The organism is Chitinophaga sp. LS1 (genome assembly GCF_034274695.1).
GTDB lineage: Bacteria > Bacteroidota > Bacteroidia > Chitinophagales > Chitinophagaceae > Chitinophaga.
Genome location: NZ_CP128362.1, coordinates 1,511,260 through 1,529,161 on the forward strand (window position 1 = coordinate 1,511,260; position 17,902 = coordinate 1,529,161).

At 44.6% G+C, this 17,902-nt stretch carries 15 protein-coding genes; 4 read left to right on the forward strand and 11 right to left on the reverse strand.

Features of this window, described 5'->3' with window-relative positions:
• Window positions 1-5: 5 nt before the first annotated feature.
• Both QQL36_RS06230 and QQL36_RS06235 read left to right on the forward strand, forming a co-directional pair.
• Window positions 6-2,801 (forward strand): PAS domain S-box protein, encoded by a 2,796-nt coding sequence (locus tag QQL36_RS06230; RefSeq protein WP_321569314.1) that lies wholly within the window; start codon window positions 6-8, stop codon window positions 2,799-2,801.
• Window positions 2,802-2,832: 31 nt separating this feature from the next.
• The gene (locus QQL36_RS06235; protein WP_321569315.1) at window positions 2,833-3,579 is read left to right on the forward strand and encodes a tetratricopeptide repeat protein; all 747 of its coding nucleotides are present in this window, start codon (window positions 2,833-2,835) and stop codon (window positions 3,577-3,579) included.
• A gap of 78 nt (window positions 3,580-3,657) precedes the next feature.
• On the opposite strand, the gene QQL36_RS06240 is transcribed toward QQL36_RS06235, so the two are convergent.
• The 5 genes from QQL36_RS06240 to QQL36_RS06260 form a co-directional block, all read right to left on the reverse strand.
• Window positions 3,658-4,512: a polysaccharide lyase gene (locus QQL36_RS06240; protein ID WP_321569316.1), complete on the reverse strand. Its 855-nt coding sequence runs from the start codon at window positions 4,510-4,512 to the stop codon at window positions 3,658-3,660.
• 152 nt (window positions 4,513-4,664) lie between these two features.
• Window positions 4,665-7,262, reverse strand: a complete 2,598-nt coding sequence (locus QQL36_RS06245; RefSeq protein WP_083722245.1) for a T9SS type A sorting domain-containing protein — start codon at window positions 7,260-7,262, stop codon at window positions 4,665-4,667.
• A gap of 143 nt (window positions 7,263-7,405) precedes the next feature.
• The gene (locus QQL36_RS06250) at window positions 7,406-8,836 is read right to left on the reverse strand and encodes a phytoene desaturase family protein (RefSeq protein ID WP_083722244.1); all 1,431 of its coding nucleotides are present in this window, start codon (window positions 8,834-8,836) and stop codon (window positions 7,406-7,408) included.
• Window positions 8,837-9,120: 284 nt separating this feature from the next.
• Window positions 9,121-9,372, reverse strand: a complete 252-nt coding sequence (locus QQL36_RS06255; RefSeq protein WP_083722243.1) for a hypothetical protein — start codon at window positions 9,370-9,372, stop codon at window positions 9,121-9,123.
• Between the two features lie 82 nt (window positions 9,373-9,454).
• Window positions 9,455-9,622, reverse strand: coding sequence for a hypothetical protein (locus QQL36_RS06260; RefSeq protein WP_321569317.1), 168 nt, complete (start codon window positions 9,620-9,622; stop codon window positions 9,455-9,457).
• Between the two features lie 563 nt (window positions 9,623-10,185).
• On the opposite strand from QQL36_RS06260, the gene QQL36_RS06265 reads away from it, so the two are divergent.
• Both QQL36_RS06265 and QQL36_RS06270 read left to right on the forward strand, forming a co-directional pair.
• On the forward strand, window positions 10,186-11,685 hold the full coding sequence (locus QQL36_RS06265) for a HAMP domain-containing sensor histidine kinase (RefSeq protein WP_321569318.1): 1,500 nt from the start codon (window positions 10,186-10,188) through the stop codon (window positions 11,683-11,685).
• A gap of 13 nt (window positions 11,686-11,698) precedes the next feature.
• Window positions 11,699-12,400 carry a response regulator transcription factor gene (locus QQL36_RS06270; protein WP_083722241.1) on the forward strand — a complete coding sequence of 234 codons (702 nt, stop codon included), beginning with the start codon at window positions 11,699-11,701 and terminating at the stop codon, window positions 12,398-12,400.
• Here the strand turns inward: QQL36_RS06270 and QQL36_RS06275 are convergent.
• The 6 genes from QQL36_RS06275 to QQL36_RS06300 all read right to left on the reverse strand — a co-directional run bounded on the left by QQL36_RS06275 (window position 12,387) and on the right by QQL36_RS06300 (window position 17,885).
• Window positions 12,387-12,668, reverse strand: a complete 282-nt coding sequence (locus QQL36_RS06275; RefSeq protein ID WP_321569319.1) for a hypothetical protein — start codon at window positions 12,666-12,668, stop codon at window positions 12,387-12,389. The genes QQL36_RS06270 and QQL36_RS06275 overlap by 14 nt on opposite strands.
• Before the next feature lie 24 nt (window positions 12,669-12,692).
• Entirely contained in the window at window positions 12,693-13,253 is a 561-nt protein-coding gene (locus tag QQL36_RS06280; RefSeq protein WP_321569320.1) for a cupin-like domain-containing protein, read from the reverse strand.
• Between the two features lie 19 nt (window positions 13,254-13,272).
• The gene (locus QQL36_RS06285) at window positions 13,273-13,470 is read right to left on the reverse strand and encodes a hypothetical protein (protein WP_321569321.1); all 198 of its coding nucleotides are present in this window, start codon (window positions 13,468-13,470) and stop codon (window positions 13,273-13,275) included.
• A gap of 705 nt (window positions 13,471-14,175) precedes the next feature.
• Entirely contained in the window at window positions 14,176-15,198 is a 1,023-nt protein-coding gene (locus tag QQL36_RS06290) for a family 43 glycosylhydrolase (RefSeq protein ID WP_083722237.1), read from the reverse strand.
• A 67-nt stretch (window positions 15,199-15,265) separates the two neighbouring features.
• Complete coding sequence (locus QQL36_RS06295; protein WP_321569322.1) at window positions 15,266-15,982, reverse strand: DUF3823 domain-containing protein; 717 nt, start codon at window positions 15,980-15,982, stop codon at window positions 15,266-15,268.
• A gap of 10 nt (window positions 15,983-15,992) precedes the next feature.
• Entirely contained in the window at window positions 15,993-17,885 is a 1,893-nt protein-coding gene (locus tag QQL36_RS06300; RefSeq protein WP_321569323.1) for a RagB/SusD family nutrient uptake outer membrane protein, read from the reverse strand.
• Window positions 17,886-17,902 lie beyond the last annotated feature (17 nt).

Genomic DNA, 17,902 nt, shown 5'->3' on the forward strand with positions numbered 1-17,902 from the left:
AGATTATGCATGAGAATCCCCCATCTGATCAGACCGCTCCCGTTGGTCAGGAGATACAACAGATAAAAGCCACCCTTCATGCCGTAGGTATCGGTATTTGGGATATTGATATTCTTCAGAATAAAGTAATACTGGACACCACATGTAAAGAGCTATTCGGCTTACCGCCGGTGACAAATATTACCTATGAAATGTTGTTAGGCAGCCTACATCCGGCAGACAGGCAACAGGTGCGTGAGTCCGCTAAGAAACTCATACAAAAGCAAGTTGACAACAGCATCAACCTGCGATTCAGAACTGCCGATGTAGATAATCGCTCGCTGCGCTGGATACAGGTAAAAGGGCAGGTATACTTCACCCCTGAAGATTCAGCTGCACGCCTCTCCGGCATGGCGATGGACATCACCAGTGAAGTCGCCGCCAATGAAAAAGCCGAAGTAGCAGAAAGACTCTCCACTATCGCTATGGAAAGTTCCGGTGCCGGATCATTCACCATCGATTTCGCCAGTGATACCATCACCTATTCCCCCTCGCTCGCACACATGATCATGGGCGAACGGATGGGAGGCACTCAATTCAGAGATATTTTTCTCCCTTATGTACACCCCGAAGACCGCAAGATAAGAGAGGCCGCTTATGAAGAAGCCATGGACACTGGTATACTCAGCTACGAATGCCGGTTCATATGGAAAGACGGCACTGTACACTGGGTCAAAATCAGGGGTAAATATTACTATGACCTCACGGGCAGGCCTGTATCTTTTTCAGGCATCGGTCTGGATGTGACAGAATCCAGGGAACATACCCGTCTGCTCAAAGAAGTAGAACAACGTTTCCTCCTGGCATTTAATAATTCAAGTATCAGCATGGCCTTCCTTGATAAAAACGGGGTCATACAGGAGGTGAATAAAGCCTTTGCAGGATTACTGGGATATGCACAGCCAGAGCTGTCAGGTATGCACTACAGAAGTATTGTGCAGGCAGACTACAGAGGGGAAAGCGACAAGTTATTCGCCAGCCTTGTCAATGGCGAACAGGAATTTTACAACCAGATCAAACAATACTATCACCAGGATGGCAGTGTACGCTGGGTACAGGTGAACATTGCTACCGTGGCAATGGAAGAAGCCAATTCCACACACATCCTCGCTATCGCTTTTGATATAGGCAATGAAGTAGCCGTACGCAAAGAACAGCAACAACTCCTGTCATTGGTAGAAAACAGTAATGACCTGATCATGGTCAGCAACCTCGAAGGCAATGTCACCTACATCAACGAGGCAGGCGTCCGGTTGCTGGGCTTACCCAACAAAGCTTCAGCCATTACTCACTCTATGAAAGACTTTTTTGAGCCAACCTTTTTCAATCAGGTAAAGGACTCAATCATTCCCGAACTGCTCAGAGAAGGTAAATGGACGGGTAGACAAACCTACCAACATCAGGAAACAGGAGAACCACTGCCATTCATGACGAACGCTTTCAGGCTGGATAGCCCTATGAGCGGAAAACCGATTGCGGTAGCAGGTGTAGCCAGAGACCTGCGTACAGAACTGGAAACACAAAAAGCCCTTCTTGAAAGTGAAAACAGGTTCCGCTCACTGGTGGAAGAAGCACCTGTACCGACCGCCCTTTATGTAGGCAGAGAACTGATCATCGAAGTAGCCAATGAGGCAATGCTCAATTTATGGGACAGGGGTAGCGCCATCATTGGCCTTCCACTAACCAGGGCAATACCAGAGATTCACGGACACTCTTTCCTCAATATCATGGATCATATCTTCAATTCAGGAGAGGTATATCATGGTCGTGAAATGCCGATCGATCTTGTGATCAATGGCCGTGCAACACTTCTGTACCTGAATATTACCTTCAAGCCATTGCTTAATCCGCAGGGGGAAGTGTATGCTATTATGAATATGGCCACAGATGTAACCCAACAGGTACTAGCCAAAAATAAGATCCTGGAAAATCAGAGTTTCCTGGAATCTGAAGTACTAGAGCGTACAGAAGAACTGGCTGCTTCCAATGAAGAACTGGCGGCGATGAACGAAGAATTGCAGGAGGCAAATTTGCACCTGGTGCGTTCTAACCAGGAGCTGGAACAATATGCGTATGTAGCGAGTCATGACCTGCAGGAGCCTTTGCGCAAAATCCGGATCTATGCAGACCTGTTATCGAACAAAGATGACCTGAATATTGAACATAAACGCCTGGTAGACAAAATCAATCAGTCGTCCGAACGTATGTCTATGTTAATCAAAGACCTGCTGGAATTTTCCCGCCTGCTGGAAACGGGGAATATGATGCGGGATGTAGATCTGACAGAGCTGCTACTGATGGTGAGCAAGGATTTTGAATTGATCATTGAAGAAAAGAAAGCCCGGATTAATATTGGTAAATTGCCTGTGATACAGGGCGTGCCATTGCAAATGAATCAGTTATTTTACAACCTGATGAGTAATGCGTTGAAATTTACACAGGAAGGTGCAACACCGGTGGTAGAAATACAGGCCCGCGTTATTTCACTGGCAGAAGTGGCTAATTACCTGCGTATGCCGGAGCAGGGCAGACAGTATTACGATATTTCATTCAGAGATAACGGGATAGGCTTTGATAATAAATATTCAGAGCAGATCTTTGAAGTGTTTAAACGCCTGCATAACAGGAACCAATATCCCGGATCAGGTATCGGATTGTCGTTGTGCAGAAGAATAGTGGGGAACCATGGCGGACATATGTATGTGCTGTCAGCCCCAAATGAAGGGACGATCTTTCACATCATTCTGCCAGGAAAGCAATAACTGGATAAATCAATTTTTTTATTTTTACACCATGAACATTTTTGGCTTCTGGAACGACTCCTATTACCTGATTATTATTTTACAGATTGTTTGTATTATCCATTGTCTTAAAACAGGCAAAAGGGACTATATCTATCTCCTGATCTTCTTACCCATGATCGGATGTATCATCTACTTTGTCCGTGAAATATTACCAGAAATCAACAGGGGAGAGTTCTTACCTAACCTACAACGGGTATTTTTCCCAAAAGCCGCTATCAGAGAGTGGGAACACCGTCTCAGGATATCTGATACCGTTGCTAACAAAATGGGACTGGCAGCCGCCTACGCTGACCAGCAACAATATGACAAAGCCATTTCACTGGCAGAAGAATGCCGGAAAAGCTTTCCTAAAGATTTAGGCATTTTACAACAGCTGGGACGCTTTTATTTCTTTGATCAGCGCTTTGCGGACAGTATTGTCTACATGGAAAAAGCATTTGCACAGACAAATGCGAACCTGATCAAACAGGAAGATGAACTGATGTATGCACGGGCACTGGAAGCCACAGGTATGCTACCACCTGCTGAAGAGGTGTATAAGAAAGTGATTCGTGTACATCACTCTATCGATGCCATGTATCACTATGGCCTATTTCTCAAAAATCAAAACAGGAACAAAGAAGCGTTGCAACAGTTTCAGACTATTAAAGAAGAGTTTCACCTGCATCCAAGATATGTACGCAGGATGAATGCTCAGTGGTTACGACTCGCCAAGCGGGAAATGGCAGGTCTATAAACCAACAACTCCCGGCGCCACAGTAATGCGATACTGCTTTGCCAGGAGTGTCTGTGACTATACTTATCGAACTGCTTGTCAACTGCTGATCTTGTGCACTACAAGATTATCATAGTAGATGTATCCATCTGCTGAAGCTTCCCAATAGTCTTCACTACCACCCCTGAAGGTGTGGAAGGTCAATCCTTTGATCAGGCGTTTGCTGTCATTGGTTGTCCAGCGGATATCTCTGTCTAATACGATCGTATTGTCGATCACGTATTGAACGTGACCATCTGTGTTACTACCGGTATTGCTTTTTACATACAGGTGTACATGATACCATTGTCCTTTATTGAGGCTGCCTGAAGAAGGGTACGATTTACCGAAAGTTTCTCCATAGGTGCCTGATTGGTCTTTGAAGTAGAGATAGGGTTGGAAGAACACGCGGCCGGCATCGGTTTGATACCACATGAGGCGTGCACTGCCACCATTGCCATCCCATCCCGGGTCACCGCCGGTATTGCCATCGCCGATGGAAAAACCGAAGCCCAGCTTACCACCTCTGGACCATTCGAACTGACTATGAAAACGAATGTCATAGTCTACTTCATAGGCAGAGCCGTCCGAAATGTCGACATTGCCGATAACGCCGCCGGCGCCGGAGAGCGCATTGGCCAGGAGTTTAATGCGGCAGTTACCGTTGGAGATCCAGCAACGGCTATCGACCCAGCCGGTGATGTTGCCGAAGTCGGAGGCTGCTGAGGAGCTGGCGTAAGTACCATCGGCATAGTTGTTCCAGTTTACTGACCAGCTGCTGTTTATTGCTGAACCGACAGCAGTCGTTTGTAGGGCTGAGGCAGATGCGAGGGGTGGAGGTGAAGCTGCCTCCTTACTGCAAGCGCAGCATAAGATGAGGGCGTAGAAAGCAAATACGCCGAGTTTTGATGTCATGTAATTTGGTTTAAAGAGGGAATAAATGGTTTTTCAGGAGGGATGTCGTGTAGAAAGGACGGAAGTACCATTCATATTATAAAAAAAAGCGCTTGCCGAAGGCAAACGCTTTTGGATTGTAGAGCCGTGCGGCCGGCTTAAATAACGAGCGGCTATTTGGAAGAACGTCCGTTACTTACAATTATTTTTTGTCTTGATACTACCCGCTGCCGCTCATCTGCCACTGTAACTATATATAGGCCTCCCGGCAATCCACTCACATTCAGACTAATACTATTCCCCTGCGCTATGCGCGAAATATGCTTTACACCATTAATACCATATAATGATACTACATACTTCGCTACCTTACCCGGCAGGGATACATTCACATACCCTGAAGCTGGATTTGGCCATACATGGCAGGTAGGCACTTTTACTGTATCAATGGTAGTTGTATCAGGTACTACCGGTTCGTCAGGATAAGTAAATGGAAAATCGATCTGTGCCTGCTTAAACTGCATTTCCAGTTCATCATCCCACTTAAATGCAGTATCTGCCTGTTTCTTCAGACTATATTTCACAGCACCACTCCAAAAATGCACAAACTCACCAAGATTCAGATCACGGGTATACTCTCCATTATGCTGAGGGAAATATTCAGACAATAATGTAAAATATCTGTTCAGTGCAGCACTGGAATCAGAACGGGAATAAATAGGATAGAACCAGTCTCTGAACCAATGCGTACCTGGCTTAGGATAGTTCTCCACACCACCAATTACATCGTTGTAAGTGCCCTGTGCATCATCATTCCAACCCAATCTCTTTTCCACATCATAAATGAAAATCTCCATCCATTTACTATCATGCCATATTGCAAATGCAGGTGAATTCATGACACCCTTGCTACCACCTTCTACGATATGCCCAACCTCATGTATAGATGCACCAAGGTTCCAATCACTTCTCGTGGTCCAGTCACCACCCAGATCAGCGACGTTGCGATAATCGTGTGAACTATCAAATACAGTAGCCGGATGACCACCGGAGAACCCACTCACACTATGATATACCATGTTTAATTTCGGATCACTAAAGGTGCCGTAATTTGATTTTACATAATCCCACACCTTTGTCATATCATCATTCATCCAGGTCACCGTGCGTGGTACAGCACTATCATAGTACATATTGATGCTGCTATTGCTATACACCAATGATAATAGCTCTCTGTGCTCAAACCAATGCTCCTTCCAGGTAGCAGGTGGCGCATTTGTCAAAGTGGTATCACTCGCATATACCCATGCAGAATTGCCAGCGCTGTTTTCTGCTCTCACCCGATAATAGTAAGTAGTGAACGGAGACAATTCCAGTGAATAGAAATGAGTAGAGTTTGGATTTAATACTTTTGAAAAATCCCAGTTGCTGCTATCAGCAGACCGCTCTAAGCGATAACTGGTTTCAGTCGTTGCATTATCAGACCAGTCCAGAATAATCTGGTTGCCGGAAACGCTTGTGGTGACTAAGTCCGAAGGCGCCGCAGGTGCACCTGTAGGGAGAGAACCACTACCAGTACCATAGATTTCCAATTCTGAGAACTGAATCAAATCATCGCCGTTATTCGCAGTAATGTTTAAACGGTAGTATGTATAAGCAGTCGTGTTGGAGAATACAAAGGTTCTCTTTTTTTGTCTGCCTGTGAATACCTGATTTGTTTCACTATGCAGTGTTACCCACGTGGTACTGTCGTTAGAACCTTCAAACACCCAGTTTTTAGGGTCTCTGCCATCCGCATCATTACCGGAGGTAATGGCATACTGTGTAGCAACACCGGGATTAGCCAGATGATATATAACCCAGGTAGTTGGATTGTATGCGAGGTATTTGGTATAGATGCTGTTGTCAACAGTTTTTGCAATACCTTCTCCACCAGTGGTATTGAACTGGTCTGAAACTTTGCCATTTACATAATCAGTCAGATCAATGGCATAAGGTGCAGCAGCAGTTCTTACTACACCTGATTTTGCGATAGCAGATACACCGACTGTGTTGATAGCTCTCACATGGTAAATGTAAGCCGTACCTACACTCAGACCGCTATCGGCATAGTGATGCACATTTGCCGCTACAGTATCCAGCGTATTGAAAGTAACCCCATCAATAGAACTGGAAATGATAAAGCCTGTTTCATTCGTAGAATTATCCGACCAGCTCAGGTATGCATTGTATCCTGAAATGCTGGCGGTGAGTTGAGTGGGTGCAGCAGGTCCTGCAGCTGATCCGGACAGTCTCCATTCTGAAAACTGAATGGCGCCAGCGCCATTGCTGGCAGTGATGTGCAAGCGAAAATAAAGGTAAGCAGCAGTACCGGATACCGTATAAGTGTTAGTCTGATAGCGGGCTGCAAATGTTTGTGCAGTCTGACTATCCAGTGTTACCCAGTTACTGCCGTCATTGGAACCTAAGAGCACCCAATCCTTAGGATCTCTTGTCGATGCATCATTGGCAGAAGAAACGGAGTATTGGCTCAAAATGGCTGAATAGGCCGACTGATACTGTATCCAGATGTCTGTGTGGGCAGTATAGTACTTGGTGTTTACATCATTGTCAGTGATGCTCTGATAGTTTTCCTTTGCGTTGTCATCGTTGTTATACTGAACAGTGACGGTACCAGCATTTGCGGTAAGGTCTGTCTGGGCAAGGGCGCCAAGACTACTGCATAGGCATACAGCGAACAAAGATAGCTTTGTAAAATTACGGGTCATCATAAAGGGCGTTATGCGTTTAGTTAATAAAGTGCGCTCTAAAAATGTGTCTTTTGATTTTGGTCTGCAGTGTCAGGTCAACACGATTCTATATAAAAATAAGCACAGGTCGGTTACAAACCTGTCAATGGATTTCAAATGGATTGTTAATAGATATTAAAGATGTCTTTCAGGGATTTCTTTGCAGCGTGGTAGCCACACATGCCGTGAACGCCGCCACCGGGAGGGGTTGCAGAGGAACAAACATAAATACCTTTTGCAGGGGTGCTATAGGGAGAGAGTCTGATAGCAGGTCTTGTATATAGTTGTGTAATATCTAATATTCCACCGTTGATATCGCCACCAATGTAGTTAGGATTGTAGTCTTCCATTTGCCGGGTGTTCATGGTATGCCTGCCAATGATGCGATCACGGAAACCGGGGGCAAAGCGCTCTACCTGATTTTCGATCTGCGCAGTCATGTCTACTATAGAACCATGGGGAACATGGCAATAGGCCCAGGCAGTATGTTTGCCTTCAGGAGCACGGGTTGGGTCGAAGATGCTTTGCTGTGCCAGCAGTACAAAAGGGTTGTCAGGATGATGTCCTTTTGAAGTGAGTTGTTCATTGGCAGTGATCTCTTCCAGTGTATTGCCCAGATGCAGGGTACCAGCTTTGCGGCAATGTTCATTGACAAAAGGGATCGGACCATCCAATGCCCAGTCTATTTTGAATACGCCCATACCGTAGCGGTAGCGTTGCAATTGGTATTTGTATAGTCCTTTTATTTTGTCGCCAGCTATTTCCAGTAATTGTTTGGGTGTTACATCCAACAATATAGTGCGGGCAGGAGGCAGGTCATTTAATGAGCGTACATAAGTATTTGTCTGTATCTCGCCGCCAATAGATTCGAAGTAAGCTGCCAGTGCATCGGCGATGGCTTGTGAGCCACCTTGTGGTGCAGGCCATCCCTGCAGGTGACCATTGGCCAATAAGACCATTCCTATAGCCGCTGTCGTGAGGTTGGTCAATGGCTGAATAGCATGTGCCGCCATTCCGGCAAATAAGCCTCTGGCCGCCTTTCCCTGAAATCTGTTCGCTAGGGTTTTGGCTGGCAATAACGCTTTCAGCCCAAAACGCGCCATAGCACCGGGATGCTTTGGAAACGCCAATGGACCCAGTAACGCAGGTGCCAATGCTGGCCAATCCCTCACTACCGGGTCCATGAGTTGATGATATTTATGTTCGTCTATACCGAGTCCTTTTGCTGTCTCATCCAGTGAGCGATTTAATACAGCTGCGGTACCATCGTCAAATGGGTGTGCAGCGGCCACTTCAGGTTGCAGGAATTTCAGTCCATAATCTGCCAGTGGAAGGGTCCGAAAAAACGGAGATCCTGCTGCTAAAGGATGAATGGCAGAGCATACGTCATGTACAAAACCAGGCAAGGTGAGTTCTTTGGAACGGAGACCGCCCCCAATGGTATCACGACCTTCCAGCAGCAATACCTGTATACCCTGTTGTTGCAGGGTGATAGCTGCCGCCAGGCCGTTGGGGCCTGCACCTACTACGATTGCATCATATGCCTGTTTGTTCATATTGTTATTAATATTGCCCCGCTTCGATGGTACTTTCAGACAATGTATACCTTTTATCTACCTTATCCAAAATTACGTAAATGCATCACTACTATACGGCCTCAATAAATAACGCAGCATTTCCAAGGTCCATTATTTTAATAAAAATAATGAGAGTGTATCAAAAATAAATAAACTCCTCAGAAGTGCTTAAAGGACTATCTATCTCCATTAGGTATCCGAATAAAATGAGGCCGTATCTTACTTAAGATACGACCTCATTCCAATCTATTACCTGGGGCACTTTATCGTTCCATCATATCAAGGATATCAGTCCAGATAATTCGCGCGATCTGCTCACTCTCCACCATTCTGATCCTATCTGCCGGCATTGCCATACTGTCTTCCTGCCAATCCATATTATCCGGCATAAAATCTTTCAGAATGTTACCACTTGTGATTACTTCATAGGTGGTTTCATGACGTGCTTCATTTACACTGATTACAATTTGATAGGACCGACCCTCTATATATACTGTAATTGTATTCTTTACCATAACAAACAAAAATTAGTTGTGATATTGCGACAATAGGTCGCAACAGTGGGGTACAAATGCTGTAAGATCAGATATAAGAAAGCTAACCATGATTGGCCACGCGATGTCCCGCTTTTTTCGCCACGCCGGTAGGATGGGGTCCCCTGGTTTTTTCCTTGTTGGTGGTCAGGCCAATGGCTTCAGCCTGACTGGGGTGCTTCACTTTCTTTCCACTTTCATGCTTTGTTCCTTCATTTTGGTTTTTTGCCATGTCGACTTCGCATTTTAATGGGTGAGTAATAGAAGAACACTTAAGGTAAATCAAAAGGTTTGCCAGCTTGTGAAGGACAGGGTTAAACAATGTTAACTAGCTGATAATCATAATATAACAAATGAAGCTTCCTGACTCCGTCAGGGGTGGGTGGGTTAGGACTTATGTCTACAAAGTATTCCAATGGTCTCCTTACTTAAATTAATTACTCCCAAACCGGGCAGATTTTGCCTCCGGCAAAATCTGCCCGGTTTGAATCCGACCTTCTGTGTATTGCCAGAGGCAACACACAGAAGGTCGGGGGATAACAAAAACTGCATGCATACCAGGGGGCTAATAAGAATGAAAAACCTGTTGAGACCTGGTTCTCGGCCTGGCTTGCAGCATGCAATCTAAACTTCAGAATACTTGTATCGTGGTAAATTTTAGCACAAAGGAGAGGACACCGCCTCTATCAATAACGTTTAAACTATGTATCGCTAAATTACCGATACCTTTCATTAAAAGTTGTCAATGAATTTCAAACGAATTGTAAATGAAATTTAAATTCCCGATATTTAAATATGAACAGAAAAACGCGGTTGGGGTTTAAACTGGCGATTGAAAGAATATATTTGTCTTTCAGGAATTATTACATGAGGCATCCGGTTAAGGTTTACATCACTTCTTCAGTCATCTGTTTCATTGTATTGGCAATAGTCCAGATCATGTTAGTATACAATACCTATGATCTGCTAAACAGAAGATTCTACTATGAAAAGAAAGGACGTATCAATGAACGTTATACAAAAGCTATCATCAACGACCACGTCTTTCCAGGTGGAAAAGATATTATTGATGGCCTGTTAACACCGCAATACCACGAACTCGAAAAACTTTACAAAGCTGGTGATACCGCCCGCTTCAATCGCACATCCCAGATAATGCTCCGGAATGTTTTCAATACTCTCATCAACAAACAAAATGCAGATGCACTGCTGAGAGATATCAAACTCAAAGAAGGCATTCACGATTCACTCAGGTACCTGCTTGTTGTATCTCGCATTGACCTGCAGTTCGCTGATCTGAAATACGTAAACATCTATGACAAACGAAAAAAATACCCGCTCATAGACGATGCTATTCAAACACCCAAAGGGATTAAAATATTCGGCGACCTGGCTAACCCCGATGAGCAAAGTCAGATCATTGGTCTCTTTGTATCTGATCCAAAACCGTATACTTACGCCATTAGTTTTTCACTCTACGCCGATCCATACAACCGCCGGCAGGTAGTGTTCAAGCAAATGCAGGGCATCCTCACCATGAGCCTGCTCTCGGTATTGGCTATCATCATCCTGTTCTTCATCACACTCCGCAACTGGATCAAACAGAAGCATATTGCCGATGTAAAAACAGATTTCATCAACAATATCACCCATGAGTTCCATACACCACTCTCCGCCATCATGGTGGCCAATAAGAACATTCAGAACGAACGGGTGCTGGAAAATAAAACCGCTATCCGCTCCCTCTCCGACATCATAGAGCGGCAATCGCAACGATTGAAGCTACTGATCGGCCAGGTGCTGGACATTGCTACCATCGATAATTTATACGTACAGAAAGGCCCTGAAGACTTGAATGTGCTGATCAGTGAGATACTCACCGACTTTAGTATCAAGTTCCCTTCAGACAACCTTCAACTGTCTTTTATCCCTGGCCCGGAAACAATTATAGTCGATGCAGACAGTTTTCATTTTACCACCCTGCTGCTCAATCTCCTCGATAACGCAGTGAAATATAACCTGCAGGTGGTAAAACATATACAGGTCTCCACCATGGAAACAGAAACTGATATACAGATCTCGATCAGTGATAATGGAATTGGTATGGATAAAGAAACAATCCGTTATATCTTTGACAAGTTCTACCGAAATCAGAAAGATCTGACGCAAAATGCCAAGGGTTTGGGACTTGGCCTGCATTATGTAAAGCAATGCATAGATGCCCACCAATGGACAGTAAAAGTGGACAGCGAGCCTGGCATGGGAAGTACATTTGTAATCATTATACCTAAGTGAAAATTGTAAGGGGATGAAACACAAAATTCTGTTAGTAGAGGATGAAGCAGACCTCGGAAACGTTGTAAAACAATACCTGGAATTAATGGATTTTGATGTGGACTGGCAACAAAATGGCCGGACCGCCCTGGACCTGTTTGAGAAATCGCCCAATGCCTATCACATTCTCCTCATAGATGTAAACCTCCCCGGATTGAATGGATTCGAACTGGCGGAACAGATCATTAGGCTCAACAATCATGTCCCCTTCCTTTTCCTAACGGCAAGAGGGGACAAGAATGACCGGCTGAGCGGATTGAAGATAGGTGCAGATGATTATGTCGTCAAACCCTTTGATGTAGATGAACTGGTACTGCGCATCCGTAACATCATCAAGAGAAAGCAACCTGTTGTGAGCGCAGAACCAGCTCAACAGAGTGTGATCAATATAGGGACGACCCACCTCTTTGTAGATTCACTGAAGCTGGTGACGGAGCAGGGAGAAGAGATCATTCTCACTCCAAGAGAGTGCGATTTGCTGGTATTGTTCTTTAACAATGTAAATCGTGTATTGAAGCGGGAAGAGATCCTCACTAAAGTATGGGGCTCCAACGACTACTTTGTAGGCCGTAGCCTCGACGTATTCATTTCACGTTTTAGAAAGTATTTCCAACATAATATTAATATCAGTATCAAGAATGTATATGGTATTGGTTTCGTATTTAATGTGAAATAGCGATCGCCCTGTTAGCTCGGTTATAGGCTGTTTGCGTTTTATATTCAAACCACCTTTTGCCCAGCAGCTTGCGCATCGCATCGTCAAAACGGCGGGTAATAAAGATGTTCCTCACACCGATGGCCCGTTTGGTTAGCGATACCGGCAGTGCCCTGTAAGCCACAGAATATCCTGCCGTTTCATACTGTATATAATGCCAGTACCCTGAAGGAATAAAGATCGTATCTCCCACACCCAGCTTACACTCATATCCGTCTAACAGGCGCAAACCTGGATATTTTTCATAATCAGGCTACCGCAGGTCCGCCAGTCCATGAAAGTTCCAGGGTAAACGATATAACAGGTTTGCCTGATCGTTCGGGAAAAGCCATACCCGTTTTACACCATGCAATTGTGTGAGAAATACATGCGACATATCGATATCGTAATGGTATCGCACAGATGATCCCTCACCACCAAAGAACAGGAACGGCAACCAGGTCAGCAGATTGTCTGCCAGCTTTCGTACCTGCAGCTCCTTCCGGATATCCGGTCTTTCGCGCAGCAGGTTGAAAAGAAATAACCGGCTTTCAGTAGGTGCGGCTGCTATCAGATCGAGGTAATCCCCAAACTTCATTGTATTCCCAGCCTGACTGGTGGCCTTGTCCAGGTGCGCATTCTCTTTTTCATGCACTGCAACCAATGTATCACCGGCTTCTTTCTTAAAATAATCATAGTTCCATTTTGTCAATATTTCCTGGCTCTCCGGTAAAATAAAGTCCTTAATCAACGCTGGTATGCCGGGTGTTACAAATTCGGAAGTGAATTGTTCCCGGCTATAGCCGCTGACTATGTTTACTGGTTTCAGATGCATATGTGTACTTGTCTTTTATTTAGTGCCTGGTATCGATACAGACGATCTTTGATAAGGAATCAGCATTGGCTACCGCTACCTTAATGGCAGGGGCATCCTGCTGGTTATTTAACTGATGTTGTTCTACACTCACCGATATGGTAAATGCGGTAATCACCGCGATGACACCCAGGGATGCAAATGAGGCCGCATACTGTCTGCATAAGTTCAGTTTCATGACTTTTCGATTTAAAAGGTCTGCAAGGCTGCTGACACATCCCTACAGACCTAACAACAGAGAACAGAAGGTTGATTTTTGGACCCTGACCAGGTAGTATATGCATAGCAATACCATGTCCGGTAAAGGATCAATTATTTCCAGGGTGAATAATAAAACTGAATTTGCTTGAACAGTGGTGGACTGTATCAGGTGGTGGTAAGAACAAATTTAACGGGAGCTAACCTAATTTCCAAAAAATAGTCCATAAATTTTGTAGACTAAAAAGAAAGGGAAGGATCTTCAATATGGTACAGGAAACCACAATTGCGAAAACTCCCTTTCGCAGTAATTCTTTTGTGTTCTTAAATGAGGGTTATCAATGCGTCGCTTTTCTGCTGCTGTAGTGGTACACTGTTGTCTGATGTCTCTCTTTGCTCACCTTGCCTTTGTGGCCATAGATTTTGTTTACTAATACAAAAACAACTGTAATGCTCGCAATGATAACATAATGCAATACTATTGACGGCATATGTTTGTGGAATAAAATGTTGATAGTGCTGTTTAGTGCTGTTTTGCGGTGCGCCCTTAAACTTAACCGATTTCGTAGGAAAAGATACAGCAGTATCATGAATTTTGCATCACACTTTCCTGTCATTAACAAATGTTAACAACGCCCAATGAGCCTGCATTTATGTATCATTGCGAAACATATTAAATTAATAATTAAGGCACTCGTAATTCTGTCTTTACAGACACTGGTTTGCCCAAAACAGGCATCCCATCCTTGTCCCAGGTGAAGGATTGCATACGGGGGGAACGCCTGTTTCCGCACCCATCTCCTGCATGATCATTGGCATGATACAAGATCCAGTTTTGCTTGCCGTCAGGAGTTGTAAAAAAGGAATTGTGCCCCGGTGCATACACTCCGGTTTCAGGTGATTGCAGGAACATTGGCGTTGCATGCTTCTTCCAGCTGGCGGTATCCAGGAGGTTACTGTTCCCATCCGTTACCAGCATACCTAATGCATAATAATCTGTCCAACAGGCAGATGCACTGTAAAACAGGAACAGCTTATTACCATGCTTCAGGATCTCCGGCCCCTCATTTACATTGACGTGTGGCAGGTTCGGATCATTCAGGTCACCAAATTTCTCCCAGTCATAGACAGGGCGGGATAGTCGCACCCGTGGGCCCGTGATCGTGAGAGGATCCTTCATTTCTGCGATATAGATGTCCTGCTCTCCATTGTTATCCCCTTCCCAACCAGACCAGATCATATACAACTTTTGTTCGTGCTCAAATACAGACGCATCAATGGCCCACTTATCGGAAGGATCGGCCACCTTCCCTTTCATTTCCCAGGTACCTGCCATAGGATCGGGAGAACTGTTTTCCAGCACATAAATGCGGTGATTTTGGTTGTCGCCCCCATCCGCACAAAAATAGATATACCATTTGCCCTGCAGGAAGTGGATTTCCGGCGCCCAGATGTCTTTTGAATAAGGTCCGGTAGCAGGCGGTGTCCAGATGCTTTTGTGAGGGGCATCTTCCAGTCTTGCCATATTAGCCGTTTTCCAGAGCTCCAGGTGATTGCCTACGGTATGCATGTAGTAGTAATACCCATCTTTGTACGTTACCCAGGGATCAGGCCCGGAAGACAGGAGGGGGTTGTGAAAGGTGGTTTTCTGCTGTGCATTGCAGGCAAAGACACAGAGCAGGATACAAAGCCGGATAATAGATTTCATATACAAAAATTAAAAAACCGCTGAATGCAAATTTTCATTGCACTCAGCGGTCCATTGATGACAAATATTAAAGGTCAATTTTAACTATAGTAGAATAAAGCAGATCTTCCACACCGGCAATCTTCACCCCAATCCTTGCATATGCATAATTCTGAGCGCCCGTGGTACCTACTGATGACATAGAAGCTGGTATGTCTACAGACATGGCTACGTTATTCAGATCAGTAATACTGCTGCCAGCCAGCGCAGTCCGCACTTTATAATTGCTTTGATCTACGATGGTCGTCTGGTTCAGATAAAGATACACGTTTTCAATGCTTCTGGCATTCGCATCCGTGATAATCTGTTCCAGTTTAAAAGTAGCTGCTGCTGTCGTACCACTTTTTGCAATCTGCTGGTTACGGATCATGTAATAAGGCATTACCTCAATATTCATGGTCGTGCTGCCAGTCAGGTTCAGCGGAATAGTGTCACTATTAGTAGCGTTATTTGTCACTGATCTGAATGGCCCCTGACCAGCAGGGATAATCAGTTTATAATTACCGTTAAACAAGAGGGAAGAGAAAGAACCATCTTCCTGAATCTGCACCGCAATCGCGCCGCTCTTACCCCAACCTGGTTCCCATAGTTCAAAATATACAGCCAGCGAAGCAACATTAATGGCTTCTCCCTGGTAAGTGATACTACCCTTGAAGATAGTCTTTGGTTCATCATAATTATCCTTCTTGCATGCAAATGCAGTCATGGCAATCAATAGACCGGTGATATATTTTCTACGAAACATAATTTTCATTTTACTGATTAGGATTCTTTACCAGCTTAGGATTATTACTCAGAATGTCTGCTGAGATAGAAGAGTAATAATTACCCAGGTTGAAACGGTGTGCGGCAGTTACGTTAGCAGATTTCACCACTTTGAACACATATTTACCATCATTTGCACTACCTGGATTATAAATCTTGTAAGGCCAGAGACCATAAATCTGGGTATTTATTTTATCAGCTTTACCAATGTTGGATACCACTTCGCTTGCACTGATGCTTTCACCATTCCAGACTTTATGGGCCAGGCGCCAGCGTTTGTTATCAAACATTTCGTGACCTTCAAATGCCAGTTCTACTTTCCTTTCATGTACGATCCTGTCAAAGGTGATGTCAGCAGCAGTCAGTGGTGTCGTCAGTCCTGCTCTTGCACGCACAGTGTTCATATAACCAGCTGCTACAGCAGGCTGATTCAGTTCGAAAGCCGCTTCTGCTGCATTCAGCAACACTTCTGCATAACGGTAGCGTACCCACCAAACCTCACTTTGTGTACCCAGCTGTCCGGAACCTACTGCAGGATCCATGAACTTACGTACCAGGAAACCTGTCTGTGCAGAATATTCTTTACCATCGATAGGACCATCGGTACCTACTATCTGCACGCCTGTAGGGCCACCGGGAATGTTACCGATTTCACCATAAGTATCACCGCTGATGATGCTGTAAGCACCATTATTCCAATACATGATACCAGCCCAGATATCCAGGTCCTTGCCTTTGAATTTAGAACCAGGCAGCATAATAGTGCCCCCTAATCTTGCATCTCTGCCAGCGAAAATGTCACCCGGATTCTCGTAGTAGATATAGTCGCTGCCTGAGTTAGTAGCAAACGGTGCATATGTGTTATCCAGTTTTTCAAACTGCTCAGCGAGGTTAAGGGAAGGATTAACACGACCACCCTGTTGCTCTTCAGCTGAAGACCATGGCTGGTTAGCAATAGTCCATCCCTGTACCTTTCCGCTTTTCAATTTGAAATCCTGTGCGAAGATGACTTCCGGGTTGTTTGACTTATCATAAAAAGTGGCTGCGAAGTTGTCCTGCAGATCTTCCGCTTTCTTCTGATAAAGGGAATACTTACCACCATTAATAATCTCCTGTGCGGCCGCCAGTGCTTTCTGATAGTAGCCCGCTGCCTTATCAGCAGGTATACCTACTTCGCCCCCGGCAGTGGCTACAGATGGTGTACCTGCGCCATATTTTGCAATAGAAGCGGCATACAAAGCTGCTCTGGCCTGCATTGCCAATGCTACACCTTTGGTAGCTCTTGATTGTGTGGCAGGATCATCAGGTAACATCGTTTTGATGGTATCCATTTCTGCAATCACGAAATCATATATTTCAGATTCTTTTGCTCTTGCATGTTGCAGATAGGTAGGATCACCACTAAAGTCGTAAGTCATAGGCTCGGTGATCAAAGGAACACCACCCATACGTTTTACTTCTTCAAAATACAGTGCAGCACGCAGGAAACGGGCTTCACCTAAAAAACGGGTACGTGCATCTTCACTTAAGGCAGTAGCTGCAGTACACTTCTGAATAAAGAGATTCAGGTCACGCATCTGGCCATAATCCCACAGATTCCACCAGTCATAAGGATAGTCGATCTGCTGTACACGCCAGTATTCACTGGCCTGAGAAGGGAATGCTTCGTCAAAATTCGTATACTCAGCCCAGTTGGTTATAGTTTGTTGATCTACATAACGGTTATAGAGATCAGCCAATACTGACAATACCAGACTTTCACTTTTCCACACGGTTTCGTCTGTCAGAATATTGGAAGGGTCAGTTTGCAGGAAGTCAGCATCCTTTTTACAACCAAACACAAACACAAGGGCTGCTGATATGATTAACAGATATTTTCTCATCTAATTGCTGTATTAAA